Raw genomic sequence first — 17409 nt, 5'->3', positions numbered from 1 at the left:
CCCATGGCCCACACCCCCTCGTCCTACGAGGAGATCGCGCAGTCACGGCCTCGCATCCGCAGGGACGTGCTCTTCACCCGGACTCCGTCCGGCGTGCTGTTCCACAACGCTCACGGCGGGTTCAACGTCGTCACGCAGTCCGCGTACCGGTTCGCCGCGCTGATGGTCCCTCACCTCGACGGGGAGCGGCGGGTCGAGGAACTGTGCGCCGGCCTGGGGGACAAGCAGCGCGACATGGTGGTCCAACTCGTGCGCGCCCTCTACGCGCGTGGCTTCGCCCGGGACGCGGCCCCCCGGCCGCCGGTCGAGGTGCTCGCGCCGCAGGTCGCCGAGCGTTTCGCCCACCAACTCGACTATCTCGACCACTACGCGGACCATGCGAGCGAAAGGTTCCTGCGGTTCCGCTCCACCCCGGTCGCCGTCCTCGGTGACGACGCGCTCGCCCGCTGGGCCGCGCTCGGGCTGCTGCGCAACGGCTGCGCCGCGGTGGCCGTCACCGACCGGGGTGGTCCTGGAATCCTCAGCCGCGAACTGCACGGTGTGGAGGGCATGGCCGAGCTGGAGGCCGAGGCCGCGACCCTCGCCGAGGCGGGTTGCGCCCCCGCTCTGACCCGCCTGCCCGAGGCCGGCGACGGCACCCACGACACCTACGGCTGGGGCGATCTCGACGGCTGGGACACCGTCCTGGTCACCGGCGCCGCCGGACACCGGCAGATGCTCCGCCTGCTCGGCGAGGGCGTACCCCCGGGCCGGCGGCTGCTGGGCGCCTGGACGTTCGGCGACCGGGCCGTCGTCGGCCCCGTGATGACGGCGGGCGCCCCCGGCTGCTGGTGCTGCGCCGCCCTGCGGCTCGGAGCGGGCGCAGACGCAGCCGACAGCGCCCACCTGTGGGCCTCCGTCGGCCCCGGCGCGCCGCTCGGCACTCCCCCGCGCGTGCTTGCCGGGCCGCTCGCCGGAATGCTCGGCAACCTGCTGGCCTTCGAGGTCTTCCGGCTCGTCACCGAGGCGCTGCCGGCCGAGACCCGCAACCAGGTGATCGTGCAGGACCTCGACTCCCTCGACGTGCTCTCCGAGCCGCTGCTGCCGCACCCCCGCTGCCCGTTCTGCCCGGCCCGCGACGCCGGCACCCGCGAGGCCGCCCCGCTCCCGGGTGAGAGACTGCGCGCGCCCCACACGGACGACGAGCCCGGCGCCCTGCCGGTCGGCGGGGACGCCGACGAGGACACCGCCCGCGCCGCCCTGTCCGCGCTGGAGTTGCGGGACGTCCTGGTCCGGGAGAGGGCCGGCGTCTTCACCGCGTACGCGGACGACGAGTGGGAGCAGACCCCGCTCAAGGTGAGCACGGTCCGCCTGGGCACCGCACCCGGCCGGGTGCGACGGATATCCGCCACCGACGTCCACCATGTCGCGGGCGCCCGCCTCACCGCGCTGTTCCGCGCCGCCGAGGTCTACGCCGAACACGTCGTGCCGCCCCGGGTGCTGGAGGCCGCCGCCCTGGAGGCCGCTCTCGGCAAGTGGGACCGCGTGACGCCCGCCGCGCTCACCCTCTCCAGCGGCCTCGACGTGCCCGCCGAGCGGGTCGCCCACTGGTGCGAGGCCACCTCGCTGCTGGACGGCCGTACCGTCCTGGTGCCCGCCGGCGCGGTGCGCACCCTGGGCGGCTGGAACGACTCCGGACTCTTCGAGCGGACCTCGGCCGGGACCGGAGCGGCCGGCAGCCCGCGCGCCGCGCTCGCCCGTGCCCTGCGCACCGCCCTCGCCCACGACGCGCTGCGCGGCGCCGTCCGTCGCACCGCACCGGTGCGCACCGTGAACCCGGCGTCCCTCGCGGACGACCCCGAACTCCTCTTCCTGCTGCGGTCGGCGGAGAACCTGGGTGTCGCCGCGGAGGTCCTCGACCTGACCGCCGCGGGCGGCGGTCTGCTGCCCGTCGGCCTGGCCCGGTTCACGGACGCGACGACCGGTGAGGTGCGCTGGGCCGTCGGCGGCGGTCTTCGGCACCGTGACGCCGTGCTGGAGGCGCTGCGTGACCTGCTCGGCGCCGAGCAGTTGCGCCGCACCGCGGGTCCGGCCGACACCGGCGACCCGCTGTGGGACGACCTGGACGCCGCCGCCCTCGTCGCCGAGGGCACCGCGCCTGCCGCGCCGGATGGCACCACCTGGGCCGCCGCGCTGGACGGACTGGCCGCGGCGGGACGGGACGCCCTCGCCGTCCCCGTGAGCGCCCCCGACCTGGCCGCCGGTCAGGTCCACGCCGTGCGCGTCCTGCTGACCGGTGAGGAGCACGGTGCCCACTGAGACCGTGGCGGCACGCGTCCAGGGCGCTCCCCGGGCCGCCGACCCGGCCGGCCCGTGGGAGGCGGTGTGCGCCGACCTCACCGCGGCGATCGACGGCGCCCTCGCCCGGCGGCATCCGGGTGCGCCGCGCGCCGTCGTGAGCCCGCTCGGCGTCCGGGACGAACTGGCGGCGGCCGCCCGGGATTTCGTCCCGCGCGCCGTGCCGGTCGGCCTGTACGGGCACCACGCGGTGGTGGGCCCACGTACCGCCGCCGACGGTCAGGGCTGCCCGCAGTGCCTGGCGCGCCGCTGGCAGGCGGTGCGGGCCGGCTTCCTGCGGGACGCGCTGGAACTCGGCGGGGATCCCGTCGCCACCGGAACCCCGCCCTGGCTGGTCGCCTTCGTGGCGGACACCCTCGCCGCCCTCGTCGCGGCGGCTGCCGCCGTGCCCGCGACCGGCCCGCACCCGTGGGTGTGGCTGCTGGACCTGGAGACCCTGCGCGTCTCCCGGTTCCCCCTGGTGCCCGACGGCGAGTGCCCCTCCTGTGGGACACCGGAGGACGACACCGCCGACGGCGCCCGCGTCGACCTGGAGGCCGCGCCCAAGCACGCCCCGGACGGCTTCCGTCAACGTCCGCCCGGCGCCTACGGCCTGACGCTCACGGCGTTCGCCAACCCGGTCACCGGGGTGCTCGGCCCGTCCGTCGCCCCCGACCTGACCTCAGCCTCCACATCCTCGGCGATCGGCGCGTTCACCACCCGCTCCGGCAGCTACCTGCGGGAGTGCTACTGGGGCGGTCACACCGACTCGTACGGCACGAGCGTCGCAGTCGGGCTCCTCGAGGGCCTGGAGCGGTTCGCCGGGATGCGCGCCCGGTCCAAGCGGACCACGGTCACCGCCTCGCTCGACGAACTCGGCGCGCTGGGTGCCGGGGCGGTCGACCCGCGCACGACCGGCCTGTACTCCGCCGCCTTCCACGCCGCCGATCCGGATGTGCCGCGCTTCGCGCCGGACCGTCCGGTGGACTGGGTGTGGGGCTGGTCGCTGCGCGACGCCCGGCCCGTCCTCGTCCCCGAGGTGGTGGCGTACTACCACGCGCCCGGCGGCATCGCACGGCGCTTCGTGCAGGAGAGCTCCAACGGCTGCGCCTCCGGCGGCAGTCTGACGGAGGCCGTCTACCACGGGCTGATGGAGACCGTCGAACGGGACGCCTTCCTGCTGGCCTGGTTCGGCCGGGCCCGGCTGCCGGAGATCGACCCGGCGAGCAGCACCCGGCCCGAGACCCGCGCCATGGTCGACCGGCTGGCGATGTACGGCTACCGTGCCCGGTTCTTCGACACCCGGATCACGTTCCCGGTGCCGGTGGTGACGGCGGTCGCCGAACGCGTCGACGGCGGGGCAGGGCTGCTCTGCTTCGGCGCGGGCGCCTCCCTCGACCCGGAGGCCGCGCTCGCCTCCGGGCTGTGCGAGATCGCCACCGACTCCGTCAACCTGCGCCGCCGCACCACCCGCGAGGAACGCAGGCTGCGCCGGATGGCGGCCGACTTCCACCAGGTACGGGTCCTGCACGACCACCCGCTGCTGTACGGGCTGCCCGAGATGGGGCCGTACACCGACTTCCTGCTGCGCGGCCGGGACGACGCGGAGCGGGTGCCGCTCGCCTCGCTCACCTCCGGGCCTGATACGCCGCGCGCCTCCGGGCCCGGCGATCCGCGTGCCTCGGACGACCTGCGCGACGACGTGGCGGCGTGCGTCGCCGCCGTGGCGGCGCACGGGTTCGACGTGGTGGTGGTCGACCAGTCCGCACCGGAGCAGCGGACCCTCGGCCTGAGCACGGTCAAGGTCCTGGTGCCCGGCCTGCTGCCGATCGACTTCGGCTGGAGCCGCCAGCGCGGCCCGCTGATGCCCCGCGTCCGCACCGCGCTGCGCGAGGCGGGGCTGCGGGCGGGCGACCTGGGCGACGGCGATCTCAACCCGGCGCCGCATCCGTTCCCCTGACGACCCACATCCCCACGCCGGCCGCCCGCCTCCCGGCCGGCCGGCGCCCACCAAGACGAGCAGAAGAGGGAGTGACCATGGGATACGCCCATGAGTACGCGACCGCGGTGATGCGGCGGGGCAGGATCCCCATGGAACCGGCCGACTTCGTCCCCGACTGGTCCGACCGCCCCCGCAAGGGCAAGTTCTTCCCGGGCGCGCCGTCCTTCCCGCTGCCCGACGGGGGCTGCGCGGACGATGCCACCCTGGGCCGGGGGCTGTTCGGGCAGCCCGGCACCGGGGCGTTCACCCTGCCGCTGCTCGGCGCGATGCTGCGCGACTCCTACGGTCTGACCGGCCGTCGCCTCGCCGTCCAGGCCAACACCGACCTGGGGTCCCTGCCCTTCCACTCGCACGCCAACTGGTCGCGCGGCACCGCCTCGGGCGGCGGCCTCTACCCTGTCGGCGTCCACTGGATCAGCGGCGCGAGCGGACCGCTCGCGCCGGGCGTCTACTACTACGACACCCCCGGCCACCGGGTCACCCGGCTGCTGTCCGGCGACGTCACCGGCGACGTCCGGGCCGCGCTGGGCGATCTGCCGGAGGCCGCCGGCACCGACCAGTTCCTGGTGCTCGGGGTGACGTTCTGGCAGAACTCGTTCAAGTACAACAGCTTCTGCTACCACGCCGTCACCATGGACGTCGGGGCCCTCCTGCAGACCTGGCGGATGTGGGCCCGCGCGCACGGCCTGCACCTGGGCAGCGCCCTGTGGTTCGACGAGCCCCGGCTGGGCCGGCTGCTCGGCCTGGATCCCGAGGACGACGGCGTGTTCGCCGTCGTACCGCTGCGCTGGGACGGACCGGCCCCGGAGCGGGACGCGCCCCGCACGCCCGAGGCGCGGGTGCGCCGGGTGCCCGACGAGAAGTCCCGCCGGGTACTGGCCTTCCCGACCCTGCGCCGTATCCACGACGCCACCCTGGAGGGCGCCGCCGAGCGGCCCGCGCCCGGCGCGCTGGACGTCGCGCTGGCCGCGGTCGCGGGCGACGGCGAGCGCTGCCCGCTGCCCGAGCCCGCGCCACTGGACACGTCCGTGCGCCGGGCGTTGCGCGAACGCCGCAGCAGCTTCGGCCGGTTCAGCGCCGTCGCACCCCTGGAGGCCGACCGGCTGTCGGTCGCGCTGCGCGCCGCGGTCGCCGCGGGCACCCTCGACAGCGACACCGAGACACCCGGCGCGGCCCCGCTGACCCGGCTGTACGTCTTCGTCAACCACGTGCGCGACGTGCCGGCCGGTCTCTACGAGTACGACCGGGACACCGGGGACCTGGTGCTGATGAAGGCCGGCGACCACGCCGGTTTCCTCCAGGACAACTACTTCCTCGCCAACTACAACCTGGAGCAGGCCGCCGCCGTCCTGGTGCCGGTGGCCCGTACCCACGCGGTGCTGGACGCCGTCGGTGACCGGGGTTACCGCCTGGTCAACGCGGCGGTGGGGGCGACCGCCCAGGCCGTCTACACCGCCGTCTCCGCGGCCGGCACCGCCTGCGGTGTCGCGCTCGGCTTCGACAGCGTCTCCTACGAGGAGGAACTCGGCCTCGCCGACCGCGGTGAGATCCCGCTGCTGATCATGTTGATCGGCCACGAACGGCCCCGCCCCGCCGACTACCGCTACGACATCGTCGCCCCGTGACCCGCGTGCCGCCGCCCGCACCGGGCCGCCGGACGACGATCCGGCGGCCGCGGGGCGCGGCGGCGGCACACCCCACCCGAAAGGAGGAGGGCGTGAGCCCGACCGCCACCACCCCGGCCCACGACACCCCCGCCCCCGCCGCAGGGCGTACGGCCCTGCACAGCCGCTTCATGCTGCGCGTCGCGGGTCTTCCGGCCGACACCGTCCTCGCGCTGCGCGCCCCCGAGGCGGCCCGCTGGGCCGCCCGGACCGCCGCGGAGGAGGACCGGCTCACCGAGCTCGGCGCCCGGCTCAGCGACCCGCTCGCAGGCGCGGTCGGCGCCACCGACGACGCCGTGCTGCGCCGCCGTCTGCTCGGCCTGCGCCGGCAGGTCTTCAACAACCGGCTGCCCGGTGATCTGGACGCGGCCCGCGCCCTCGCCGCCGGCCTCGGGCCCGTCACCGCGGCCGACCTGACGGCCTGGCTGGACGCCCGGGTGCGGTGGGAGCGGCTGCGTGCCGAGGGCGGCACCGTCCTCACGGACGCGCTGGCCCGCACCCGCGCCACGCTGCGCGACCTGGCCCGCGACGACCGGCTGCGCCGCGGCCTGCTGCTGGCCTCCCCCACCCTGGAGGAGCGGCTGGACGCCTTCGCCGCCGACCCGGTGCCGGTACCCGGCAAGCGGGCCCGGAAGATGGAGCGCTCGCTGCTGTCCTACCTGTACCGCACCGCGTGCAAGACCAGTCCGTTCAGCACCCTCACGGGCGTCGCCCTGGGCTGCTTCGAGAGCGCGGGCCAGGCCGGCGCACAGGCAGGCACGCCGGTCGGCGCCGACTGGAGGGGGCACCCGAGGCTCAACGTCGTCGTTCTGACCCGGCTCGCCGAACTCGTCGCCGCGGACCCGCAGCGCCGCGCCGACCTGCCGGTCACCCTCGCCTCCGGCTGGAAACTGGACGAGGACCGCGTCCGCTATGTGCAGCGGGCGGTCAGCGCCGGTGACGACAGCGCCACGGTCAGCTTCGACGCGGCGCAGGACCGGCTCTTCTTCCTCCGCAGGCAGGGCACCCTCGACGGGATGCTCGCGCTGCTGCGCGGCCAGGAGGGCACGCTGCGCCACGGCGACCTGGCGCGCTGGCTGACCGCCACCACCGGCGCCGGCGCCCAGGAGGCCGAGCACTACCTGACCGCCCTGCTCGACCTCGGCATGCTGCAGCTGCCCAGCCTCGACACCGGGGTGCACAGCGGCGACCCGCTGCGCGCCTTCCAGCGTGCGCTGCGCGCGCTGGACCGTTCCTGGGCCGACGCCCTCGCCACCCGTCTCGACGTCCCCGGCGGTGTCGTCGAGCGCTACCCGGCGGCGGACCTGGACACCCGCCGGACCCTGCTCACCGAGCTGCGCGCCGACCTCACGGCGCTTCAGGCCGAACTGGGCGCCGATCGGCCCACGCTGCCGCAGACCCTGCTCTACGAGGACGTCTCGGCCGGCACCACCACCGCCGACCTCACCGAGTGGACCGCCCTGGCCGGCCCGCTGCGTTCGATCGGCCGCGTCCTGCCCGCGTTCGACGTGGCCCTGCCGCAACGGCTCACCCTCAAGGGCTTCTTCCTCGCCCGTTACGGCCGCGGCGGACGCTGCGACGACCTGCTTCGCCTGGTCCACGACTTCCACGAGGACATCTTCCGGCAGTACCTCCAGTTCACCGCCACCAAGGACGACTTCCTCCCGGACGGCAGCCACGCCCCGGAGGAGAACTGGCTCGGCATGCCGGAGATCACCGCCCTGGACCGGGCCCGGTCCGCGTTCACCGCCCGGATGCGCACCGGCTGGGCCGGACTCCCGGCCGCGGCCGAGGAGTTCGTCCTCGACGATGCCACCGTGGACGCGGTGGCCGGGGCGCTCGGCGGGGCCGCGCCCGCCTTCCAGCCGTACAGCCACTTCCTCCAGCCAGGGCGCCGGGACGGCGAGCTGCGGGCCGTTCTCAACGACTCCTTCGGCGGCCTGTGCTTCCCCTTCACCCGCTTCACCCACTGCTTCGACGGCCCGGGCGGCGTGGCAGGCCCGGGTCTGACGGCGGCGCTGCGCGACGAGTTGCGACGGCTGTGCCCACCCGGCGCGGTCTTCGCCGAGATCACCGCCGGTGCCGCCACCACCAACCTCAACCTGCACGGCGCCCTGACGGACTACGAGATCGTCTGTCCCGGTGAGAACAGCACGGCGCCCGAGGAGGCACGGCTGTCCCTGGACGACCTGTACGCCGTGCACGACGGTGCCGGCGACCGGCTGATCCTGCGCTCGGGACGTCTCGACCGCGAGGTCGTCCCGCTGTACCTCGGCTACCTCGTCCCCATGGTGCTGCCCGAGATCCCGCGCACCCTGCTGCTGTTCTCCCCGACCGCCCGCTCCGTGCTGGACGTGTGGCGCGGAGTGCCGGCCGGTCCCGCCGAGGACGGCGTCACCCGGCGGCCGCGGGTCCGCCATCACTCCCTCGTCCTCCAGCGGCGCTCCTGGACGGCCGCCGACGGCAGCCTGCCACAGCGCGCTCCCGGCACCGCCGACAGCGACTGGTACCTCGCCTGGCACCGCTGGCGGACCCGGCACGGTCTGCCCGGCCGGGTCTTCGTGACCGTCCACGAGGAGGCCGCGGACGGCGAGGAGAGCGCCGGCGCCTGGTTCGGTGGCGCCAAGCCCCAGTACGTCGACTTCGACAGTCCGCTGTCGCTCATCGCCCTCGAAGGGCTCCTCGCCGGCAGACGCGCCCGGTGCGTCTTCGAGGAGATGCTGCCCGGCGAGGACGAGCTGTACGTCACCTCCCCGCACGGCCGGCACGTCGCCGAACTCGCCGTCGAGATGCTGCCCGGCCCGGCCGGCCTGCCCGAAGAGGACCCGACCCGATGACCGCACCCCTTCCCTCCCCCTTCCCCTCCCACTCCCCCGCCTCCGGCTCCGATACGACCGCCCCCGACGCCCGCGCCCTGGACGCGACCGCCGGCGAGGCTGCCGGCGACGCCCCCGGCGAGTGGCTGGCCGTCCACGTCTTCTACGCGGCGAGCCCCCGCCCGCTGCTGCTGACCTGCATCAGGCCGCTGGTGGACGCCCTCACCGAGGAGGGCCTGCTCGACGGGTACTTCTTCATCAACTACTGGCTGGAGGGCCCCCACCTGCGGCTGCGGCTCAAGCCGCGGCGGGCCGCGGACGCGGAGCTGGTGCGGGAGCGGACGAGCGCCGCGCTGGAGGAGTTCCTGCGCGGGCGCCCGGCCCTGTACGAGGTCAAGGCCGGTTTCCTCGCCGACCTCTACGAGACCCTCTTCACCCTGGAGTACAGCGAGGAGCAGCGCGCCGGATACCTGGGCGAGGACGGCCGGATGAAGCTGCGGCCCAACAACTCCTTCGAGGAGCGCCCCTACGATCCCGAGTTCGGCAAGTACGGCGGGCCCGCCGGGATCGAGCTGGCCGAGTGGCACTTCCAGCACTCCAGCGACCTGGTCATCGAGGCCGCCCGCACGATGAACCTGCATCTGCGGACCGTGCTGCTCGGGCTGTCCGCCCAGCTGATGATGGTCATGTCCGGCACCTTCCTCGCCGACGACGAGTCCCTGCTGGGCTTCCTGGACAGCTATCACACCTTCTGGAACGAGGCGTTCAGCGGGACCACGTTCACGGCCGACCAGGGCTACGACCGCGCCTACAACGCGATGGGCGACCGGCTGCCCGAGCGGTTCCGGCGCATCCGGCAGGCGGTCGCCACGGGCGAGCTGCACCGGCTTCCGGTGTTCCTGCTCGGCTGGGCCACGCATTGCGCCGAACTCCGCGACCGCGCCGCCACCCTGGCCCGGGCCGGTGAGCTGACGTTCCGCTCCTGGGACGGCACCCGGGACATACATGCCACCGACCCCGCGTACGCGCTGCCCATGCTGCTCTCGCCGTACATGCACATGACCAACAACCGGCTGAGCATGACCATCCGCGACGAGGCGTTCCTCTCCTACGTCCTCGCCCGAGCCCTGCGCGACGGATCCCCGGACGGCGAGGAGTGAGCGCCGGTGTCTTCCTCGCGGCCCGGCCACGCGTCCGCCCGGACATCGTGGCCGGCCCGAGCCTGGTGCGCGGGGCGGCCCGCATCCACCTGTTGAAGGATCCGCGCACCGGACGGCGCATGGAGGTCGGCCCCAAGGAGCACTTCCTCATCACCCGCCTGGACGGCACCCGCACGCTGGAGGAGATCGGCCGGCAGTACACCGGAGAGTTCGGCACCCGCCTCGGCGAGGCGCAGTGGGGACAGCTGCTGCGGCTGCTGCACGGCCGCGGCCTCCTCGACGGCGCCCCCGCGCCCGCCGCACCGCCCGCCGCCGCAACGCCGGCCCCCCGGCCGAACGGCCTGCTGGCCGGACGGACCCGGTTGGTCGCCGACGCGCCCGCGCTGATGGACCAGTTGCACCGCGCCACCGCTCCCCTGCGGCGGCCCGCGGTGCCGGGCGTGCTCGTCGTGCTGGCCGTCGCGATGGTCACGGCCGTCGCCGTCCAGTGGGGCACCCTGTGGCGGCAGACCGAACAGACGGCCCGGCAGCCCGTACTGCTCCTCGCGGTCGGCTGCGTCCTGTGGTGCAGCCTCGCCCTGCACGAACTGGCACACGGCCTGGCCGCGCGTGCCTGGAACGGCCGGGTCACCGAGATCGGGCTGCGCTGGATCCTCGGCGCCACCTATCTGTACTGCGAGATCGAGGACGTCCAGTTCCTGGGCGGCCGAGGCCGCAAGGTGGCCACCGCCTGTGCCGGGGTCCTCGCCAACATCCTCTTCCTGGTGCCGTTCTACCCGGTGTGGGCGCTGCTGCCGCACGGCGCCGACGCACGGCCCGCGCTCGGCGCGCTGCTGCTCCTCGGCACGGTCTGCGGCCTCGCCAACCTGCTGCCGCTGGCACCCCTCGACGGCTACAAGGCGCTGGGGCACGCGCTCGCGGTCATCGATCTCGCGGCCGGCAGCCGCACGTTCACGGCGCTCGCCCTGCGGGCACCGCTGCGCCGAGGCCCGGGCCTCGGCGCCTACCCCGCCCGGCTGCGCCTGGTGTACGGGGGCTTCGCAGTGCTCACCGCGGTGCAGTGCGCGGCGCTGCTCGTGCTGTGCGGGGCGGCGCTGCGCACCGTCCTGCCCGACGGGCTGGCCGTGCTCGCCTGGGCGCTGCCGCCGGCGCTGCTGGGCGCCCTCCTGCTGCTGTGGGCGCTCGGCACGCTCGGCCGCGCCCTGCGCGCCCGCCGCGCCCCGGCCCCCTCGGCCGGCCCGGCAGCGGCCCCGGCGGCTGTTCCCGCCGAGTCTCCCGGCGGGCGGCGGGCCCGGCCCGCCGCCGCACCCATCGAACGTGTGCCGGGGCGGTCCGCCGCGGCACGGACGGACACCGAGGGCGCCGCCGGCGTCCCGGAGCCGTCACCGCACCCAAGGAAAGGCGAGATGAGCGGACCCGACACGCAGACCGAGGCCGTCCCCGGCGGCACGGAGACCGAGCCGGTCGTCGTCCTGGCCGGCGTCACCAAGCGGTACGGGGAGGTGACGGCCCTCGACGGCGTCTCCCTGACCGTGCGGCACGGCGAGTTCTTCGGCATCCTCGGCCCCAACGGCGCGGGCAAGACCACCCTGGTGGAGATCGTCGAGGGGATGCGCGAGGCCGACTCCGGGACCGTCACCGTCCTCGGCAGGAGCCCCTGGCCGCGCGACACCGCACTGCTGGCCCGGATCGGCGTGCAGACCCAGGCGCCGGCGTTCTTCGCCCGGCTCACCGCGGTCGAGCACCTGCGCACCGTCGCCGCGCTGTACGGCATGGAGCCGGGCGTGGCGCGCACCGCGCTGGAGCGCGTCGGCCTCACCGACAAGGAGAACGCCCGGATCGACCACCTCTCCGGAGGCCAGCGCCAGCGGCTCGCGGTCGCCACCGCACTGCTCAACGAGCCGGAGATGATCTTCCTCGACGAGCCGACCGCCGCCCTCGACCCCGAGGCCCGGCGCGAACTGTGGGACCTGTTGCGCTCGTTGCGTGCCGAGGGCCGCACCATCATCTGCACCACCCACTACCTCGACGAGGCCGAGGCGCTGTGCGACCGGGTGGCGATCATCGCCGAGGGCCGGCTCGTGGCGCTCGACTCGCCCCGCGGCCTCATCCGCTCCCTCGCCGCACCCACCCGGCTGCTGCTGCCGGCCGCGGACCTCTCGGCGAAGGACGCCCTCGCGCTGGACGGGGTCGACCGGGCCGCCGTCGAGGGCGACGAACTCGTCATCGAGACCACCGCCGCCAACCGCGTCCTCACCGCCCTCGGCGACCTCGTGGACATCTCCACGGTCTCGGTGCGCACCGCCACCCTCGAGGACGCCTACCTGAACCTGACCCACACCGGATCGGAGCACCACCGTTGAGCGCGTACGCCGCACTGACCAGGGCCACCTACGTCGCGAGCGTGCGCGACAGAACGACCCTCTTCTTCACCTTCGCCTTCCCCCTCGCCTTCCTGATCCTCTTCGGCCTCATCTTCCGGGGCCAGCAGGTCGACGGCGGCCTGTCCTCCATCAACTACATCGGCCCGGGAGTCCTGTCCTGGGGCGTCGGCAACGCCGCCGTGTTCTCCGTCGGCTTCGCCCTCATGCAGTGGCGCCGGGACGACGTGCTGCGCCTCATCTGGCGCTCCCCCACCCCGCTGCGCACCCTGCTCGCCTCCCGCTGGACGGTCGCGCTGGGCGTGGCCCTCGTGCAGGCCGTGCTGTTCACCGCCGTCGCCCTGCTGCCGTTCTTCGGGCTCCAGCTGAACGGGCCCTGGTGGGCGGCGCTGCCGCTGCTGGTGCTGGGCGTCACCGCGTTCCTCGCCATGGGTCTGGTGGTCGGCAGTGTCGCCGACACCCCGGAGGCGGTCGCCGCCATCGCCAACATCGTGATGGTGCCGATGGCGTTCCTGTCCGGCTCGTTCTTCCCCGACGACCTGATGCCGGGCTGGCTGCGCACGGTCGCCAAGGTGCTGCCGCTGCACTACCTGAACGACGGCCTGACCGATGCCATGGGCGGGCGCGGGGACCTCGGTGACATCGGCGTGGACTGCGCCGGACTCGCCGTCTTCGCCGTCGTCTTCGGGCTGATCGCCACCCGGATCTTCCGCTGGAGCAACCGGCCATGACCCCCGTCACCGCCCCCGCGACGGTCCCCTCCCCCCTGGAGGCCGCCCGCGCGGACCTCCAGGCCCGGCTGGCGGCCCGCGCCGCGGCCGCGGGCCTGCCCACTCCCGCCGTGTCCCGGATCGGCGACGCCAACGTACTCGGTGACGCGGGTGTGCCGGTCGCCTCCGACGTACCGGTCGCCTCCGCCGTCCCCGGCGACACCGACGCCGCCGGCGCGTGTCCCGGCCAGGACGCGCCCGCGCACACCGCCGCGGTGCACCTCACCGCTCAGGCCGTGCTGCTCGGTCCCTGGGGCGGCACCGCGGACGCCGGACCGGCCTGCGGCATGTGCCTGGCCATGCGCCGGCAGCGACTGCGCACCCGGACCGAACGCGAGGCGCTGGAAACCGGCTCAGCGACCACCGCCGCCGGCCACTGGCCCGCCCTGCCCGACCACACGGTGGACGCCGTCTGGTCCCTGCACCGGCTCATCGCCTCCGGCGCCTCCCGGCACACCCCGGACGGCCCCGACGCCGCACTCCCCCGGGTCACCGAACTCGACCTGGAGAGCCTGCGGGTACGAACCTTCCCGCTCGTGCCGGAGCCGATGTGCCCGTACTGCCGCCCGCTCACCGAACAGGCAGCGCGGCAGGCCGCGCAGGAGGCCGTGGTGGGACCGCTCGCCACCCGCCCCAAACCGCATCCGGACACCTACCGGCTGCGCCGCCCCGCCGACTACCCGCTGCCCGTGAAGGGCCTCGCCAACCCGGTGTGCGGGGTACTCGGCGGCGGAACCTGGATCGACGTCACCTCCCCCACCACCGCGCCCGTCGCCGGCAGCGTCTTCATGCGCGGCTACGCCGGACTCACCGACGTCACCTGGAGCGGCCAGGCCAACTCCTTCGTCCGCAGCCGCGACCTCGCCTTCCTGGAGGGGCTGGAACGCTACGCGGGCACCCACCGCCGGCACCGCGCCCCCGTCGTCACCGCTTCCTTCGACGAGCTCGGCGACCGCGCCCTGGACCCGCGCTCCTGCGGCCTGTACGCGCCGCACACCTACGCCGAGGATCCGATGGTCGAGCCGTTCGACCCGGCCCGGCCGATGCCGTGGGTCACCGGCTGGTCCCTGCGCGACGAACGGCCGGTGCTCGTCCCGGCCCGGCTCGTCTACTACAGCGCCGGGACCCGCGAGGACAACTTCGTCTTCGAATGCTCCAACGGCTGTGCCACCGGCGGCTCCCCGGAGGAGGCCATCCTCTTCGGCCTGCTGGAACTCGTCGAGCGGGACGCCTTCCTGCTCGGCTGGTACGGAGGTCTGCCGCTGCCGGAGATCGACCTGGACTCGGTGCGCGGTCCCCAGGTGCGGGCCATGGTGGCGCGGGCCGCGCTACAGGGCTACGACGTCCACGTCTTCGACAACCGGGTCGACCTGCCGCTGCCGGTCGTCACCGGCCTCGCCGTCCGCCGTGACGACGGGCCCGGCACCCTGGCGTTCGCCGCCGGCGCGTCCTTCGACCCGGAGACGGCGGTGGAGTCCGCGATCTCGGAGATCCTCACCTACATCCCGCACCTGCCCCGGCAGGTCGCCGAGCGGCCCGCCGAACTCACCGCCATGGCAGAGGACTTCGAACTGGTCAGGCAACTGCCCGACCACGCCGCGCTCTTCGGACTGCCGGCCATGCGCCATCACGCGCACAGCTATCTCGCCCCACCACAAGTGGCCTCCCTGCCCGCCCTGTTCGGCGGATGGCAGGAGCGGCGGCCGCGCACCGGCGACCTCCGTGACGACCTGACGCTCCTGCGCGACCTGCTGGTCTCGGCCGGGTGCGACGTCGTCGCCGTCGACCAGACCACGCCCGAGCAGCGCCGCATGGGTCTGCGCACGGTCGCCACGCTCGCTCCGGGGCTGCTCCCCATCGACTTCGGATGGCTGCGCCAACGTGCGCTGCACATGCCGCGGCTGCGGACCGCACCGTACCGCGCGGGCCTGGTGCCGACGCCACTCGAAGACGGTGACCTGCGGCTCGTGCCGCACCCGTTTCCCTGACGGCGGCGGGCGCACGACAGGGTCCCCGCCGCCTGGAAGCGCCGGGGACCCTCGCGGCCGGACGGGGAACGTCAGGCGGTGCAGGAGGTGGTGCTGGTGGTGCTGGAGCAGGTGCTCGTCGAGGAGCAGCTCGTGGAGGAGCCGAGCATGACCTCGCTGGCGTCCGAGTAGTCCGTGATCTCGAAGGTCTCGGACTCGAGGTCCAGGATCTCCTGGGCGAGAGAGGCAAGGGTGTTGTCAGCCATGACGACTCCTTCTGGTACGCGGGACCCGACGCCGGGCGGAACGGGACGGCTCCACCCGGTGGTGCGCCGAACGCCCCCTGAAAGTCGGGGACTTGCGGCACATCCTTTTCTACGCGGCGCGGCCGTCACCACCCTCGCCGTCCGCTGTCACCCCGCTGACACCCATCCCAGGAGACCGCACATGAGCGACCACCGGCACAGACCCGACGCCGGCCCGAACCTCGGCCGCCCCGTCCCCGCCGCAGACATCACCGCCCCCGGCCTCGCCGCGCTGCTGACGCCCACCGCGGAGCTGTACCTCGACCTGCACCGCCATCCCGAACTCTCCGGAGCCGAGCGCCGCACGGCGGGCCGCTTCGCCGACTGGCTGGCGTCGGACGGCTTCCGCGTCCTGCGTGAGGTGGGCGGTCACGGCGTGGCCGCCGAGCTCCGCAACGGCGACGGTCCCGCCGTACTCCTGCGTGCCGAACTCGACGCCCTGCCCGTCGCCGAGGACACCGGCGTGCCCTACGCGAGCACCGTCACCGTGCCCGGCCCGGACGGCGGCAGGGTCCCGGTCATGCACGCCTGCGGGCACGACGCCCACCTCGCGTGCGCGGCGGCGGCGGCCCGCTGGCTCGCCTCCCGCCGCGACCGCTGGCGCGGCACACTCCTCGTCGTCGGACAGCCCGCCGAGGAGACACTCAGCGGCGCCCGGGCCATGCTGGAGGACGGCCTGTACGAGCGGATCACCCCGCCCGACGAGGTCCTCGCCCAGCACACCGCGCCCTTCCCGGCCGGCATGGTGGCGCACGCCGACGGGCCCGTGCTGGCCGGCAGCGTCACGCTGGAGGTGGTCTTCGAAGGCGACGGCGGCCATGCCGCCACCCCGCATCTCACCGCCGACCCGCTGCTGGCCGCCGCCGGTGTCGTGACGCGGCTCGCGTCCGTCGCGGCCCGCGAGGCCGATCCCGCGGAACGGCTCGTCGTCACGGCGTCCTCGCTGCGCACGGGTAACGCGGGGCATGCCGGGAACGTCATCGCCTCTCGCGCCGAACTGCACGTCACCGCAAGGGCGTTCACCGAGACCGCCCTCGACCGGGCCGTCGCCGCCGTGCACCGGGTGGTCCGCGCCGAGGCTTCGGCCGCCGCCCTGCCACCCCGCGTCACCGTCACCCCGGTGACCCGTTCCGGTGTCACGCTCCCCGACCCGGAGGTCGCCGCCGCCGTCCGCGACGCCCACCGGGCGCGCTTCGGAGCCGGCCGGGTCACCGGGTGGCCGGGCGCCACCGCGACCGAGGACTTCCCGCTCCTGACCGGCGCCGGTGCCCATCTCCACGGGCGGCCCGGAATCCGCGGCGCCTACTGGATGCTCGGCTCCACCGGACCCGCGCAGTGGTCGGCCGCGCCCGGCACCGGTGCCGCGCAGAAACTCCGGGCCCTGCCCGCGAACCACTCGCCCCGCTACCTGCCGAGCGTCCGCCTCACGCTGGAGACCGGCACGGCCGCCCTTGTGACGGGTGCCCTGGCACGGCTTGGACGGGGTCCGGACGGTGAGGAGGTACGACCGACGACGGCCAGGGACGATACGGCCTCGGGGACCGGCCGGTGACGTACGGCGACCGGCCTCGGCCGGACAGATGTGAGTCGCCGTACGGTGGGTCGTCGGGGCGGTCCTGCGTGCGGACTGCCCGGTGACGGGCCCGTGGCCTCGTGGACTGCTCCTCGTGCTCGCTCAGGCGGCGAAGTCGTCGATCGCTCGGGCGAGGTCGTCGACGGTCAGGCGCTGCTGCATGTCGCCGAGCAGTCGTGCCGGGGCGGGCAGGGCGCTCTCACGTGGTCCTGGTCCAAAACCAGGACCAGGACCAGGGCCAGGGCGGCGATAGCCGGGCAGCCGTCCGTTGAGATACATCTGGCCCGACGGCCCGAGCGCCCGTCCGAGCCCGTAGGCCACGGGGTCGTCGGACCGAGTGCGCGGACGAGGATCTCCTTCAGGAGAGTCCGGTCCACGAGCAGGCCCTCGCCGATGCCGCCGAGGTGTCGAAACCTGTCCGGGCAAGGGCCCACGGGGCGAGGAGGCTTCCCTTC

At 74.7% G+C, this 17409-nt stretch carries 11 protein-coding genes; 9 read left to right on the top strand and 2 right to left on the bottom strand.

What is annotated here, in order from left to right; all coding sequences use genetic code 11:
• Positions 1 to 3: 3 nt before the first annotated feature.
• The 8 genes from ACZ4O3_RS34265 (at position 4) to ACZ4O3_RS34230 (ending at position 15097) form a co-directional block, all read left to right on the top strand.
• A complete protein-coding gene (locus ACZ4O3_RS34265; protein WP_467726030.1) occupies positions 4 to 2298 on the top strand; it encodes a TOMM precursor leader peptide-binding protein in 2295 nt (764 codons plus the stop codon).
• On the top strand, positions 2288 to 4276 hold the full coding sequence (locus tag ACZ4O3_RS34260) for a TOMM precursor leader peptide-binding protein (RefSeq protein WP_467726028.1): 1989 nt from the start codon (positions 2288 to 2290) through the stop codon (positions 4274 to 4276). The genes ACZ4O3_RS34265 and ACZ4O3_RS34260 overlap by 11 nt, the downstream gene beginning before the upstream one ends.
• Positions 4277 to 4353: 77 nt before the next feature.
• A complete protein-coding gene (locus ACZ4O3_RS34255; protein ID WP_467726026.1) occupies positions 4354 to 5943 on the top strand; it encodes a nitroreductase family protein in 1590 nt (529 codons plus the stop codon).
• 92 nt (positions 5944 to 6035) lie between these two features.
• Entirely contained in the window at positions 6036 to 8819 is a 2784-nt protein-coding gene (locus ACZ4O3_RS34250) for a lantibiotic dehydratase (RefSeq protein WP_467726024.1), read from the top strand.
• Entirely contained in the window at positions 8816 to 9958 is a 1143-nt protein-coding gene (locus ACZ4O3_RS34245; protein ID WP_467726022.1) for a lantibiotic dehydratase C-terminal domain-containing protein, read from the top strand. The genes ACZ4O3_RS34250 and ACZ4O3_RS34245 overlap by 4 nt, the downstream gene beginning before the upstream one ends.
• On the top strand, positions 9955 to 12321 hold the full coding sequence (locus ACZ4O3_RS34240) for an ATP-binding cassette domain-containing protein (RefSeq protein ID WP_467726020.1): 2367 nt from the start codon (positions 9955 to 9957) through the stop codon (positions 12319 to 12321). Before ACZ4O3_RS34245 ends, ACZ4O3_RS34240 begins: the two co-directional genes overlap by 4 nt.
• Complete coding sequence (locus ACZ4O3_RS34235; protein ID WP_362732062.1) at positions 12318 to 13070, top strand: ABC transporter permease; 753 nt, start codon at positions 12318 to 12320, stop codon at positions 13068 to 13070. The genes ACZ4O3_RS34240 and ACZ4O3_RS34235 overlap by 4 nt, the downstream gene beginning before the upstream one ends.
• Positions 13067 to 15097 carry a TOMM precursor leader peptide-binding protein gene (locus ACZ4O3_RS34230; protein ID WP_467726018.1) on the top strand — a complete coding sequence of 677 codons (2031 nt, stop codon included), beginning with the start codon at positions 13067 to 13069 and terminating at the stop codon, positions 15095 to 15097. Before ACZ4O3_RS34235 ends, ACZ4O3_RS34230 begins: the two co-directional genes overlap by 4 nt.
• Before the next feature lie 71 nt (positions 15098 to 15168).
• On the opposite strand, the gene ACZ4O3_RS34225 is transcribed toward ACZ4O3_RS34230, so the two are convergent.
• The gene (locus ACZ4O3_RS34225; protein ID WP_031179489.1) at positions 15169 to 15342 is read right to left on the bottom strand and encodes a thiazolylpeptide-type bacteriocin; all 174 of its coding nucleotides are present in this window, start codon (positions 15340 to 15342) and stop codon (positions 15169 to 15171) included.
• Between ACZ4O3_RS34225 and ACZ4O3_RS34220 the strand changes: the two genes are divergently transcribed.
• Entirely contained in the window at positions 15341 to 16933 is a 1593-nt protein-coding gene (locus ACZ4O3_RS34220) for an amidohydrolase (protein WP_467726016.1), read from the top strand. The two genes, ACZ4O3_RS34225 and ACZ4O3_RS34220, sit on opposite strands and share 2 nt — an antisense overlap.
• 123 nt (positions 16934 to 17056) lie before the next feature.
• Here ACZ4O3_RS34220 and ACZ4O3_RS34215 read toward each other — a convergent pair whose 3' ends face one another.
• Entirely contained in the window at positions 17057 to 17275 is a 219-nt protein-coding gene (locus tag ACZ4O3_RS34215) for a hypothetical protein (protein WP_467726014.1), read from the bottom strand.
• Positions 17276 to 17409: the final 134 nt, after the last annotated feature.

The organism is Streptomyces sp. NPDC026515 (genome assembly GCF_055567595.1).
This window is presented reverse-complemented; position numbering and strand designations above follow the sequence as displayed.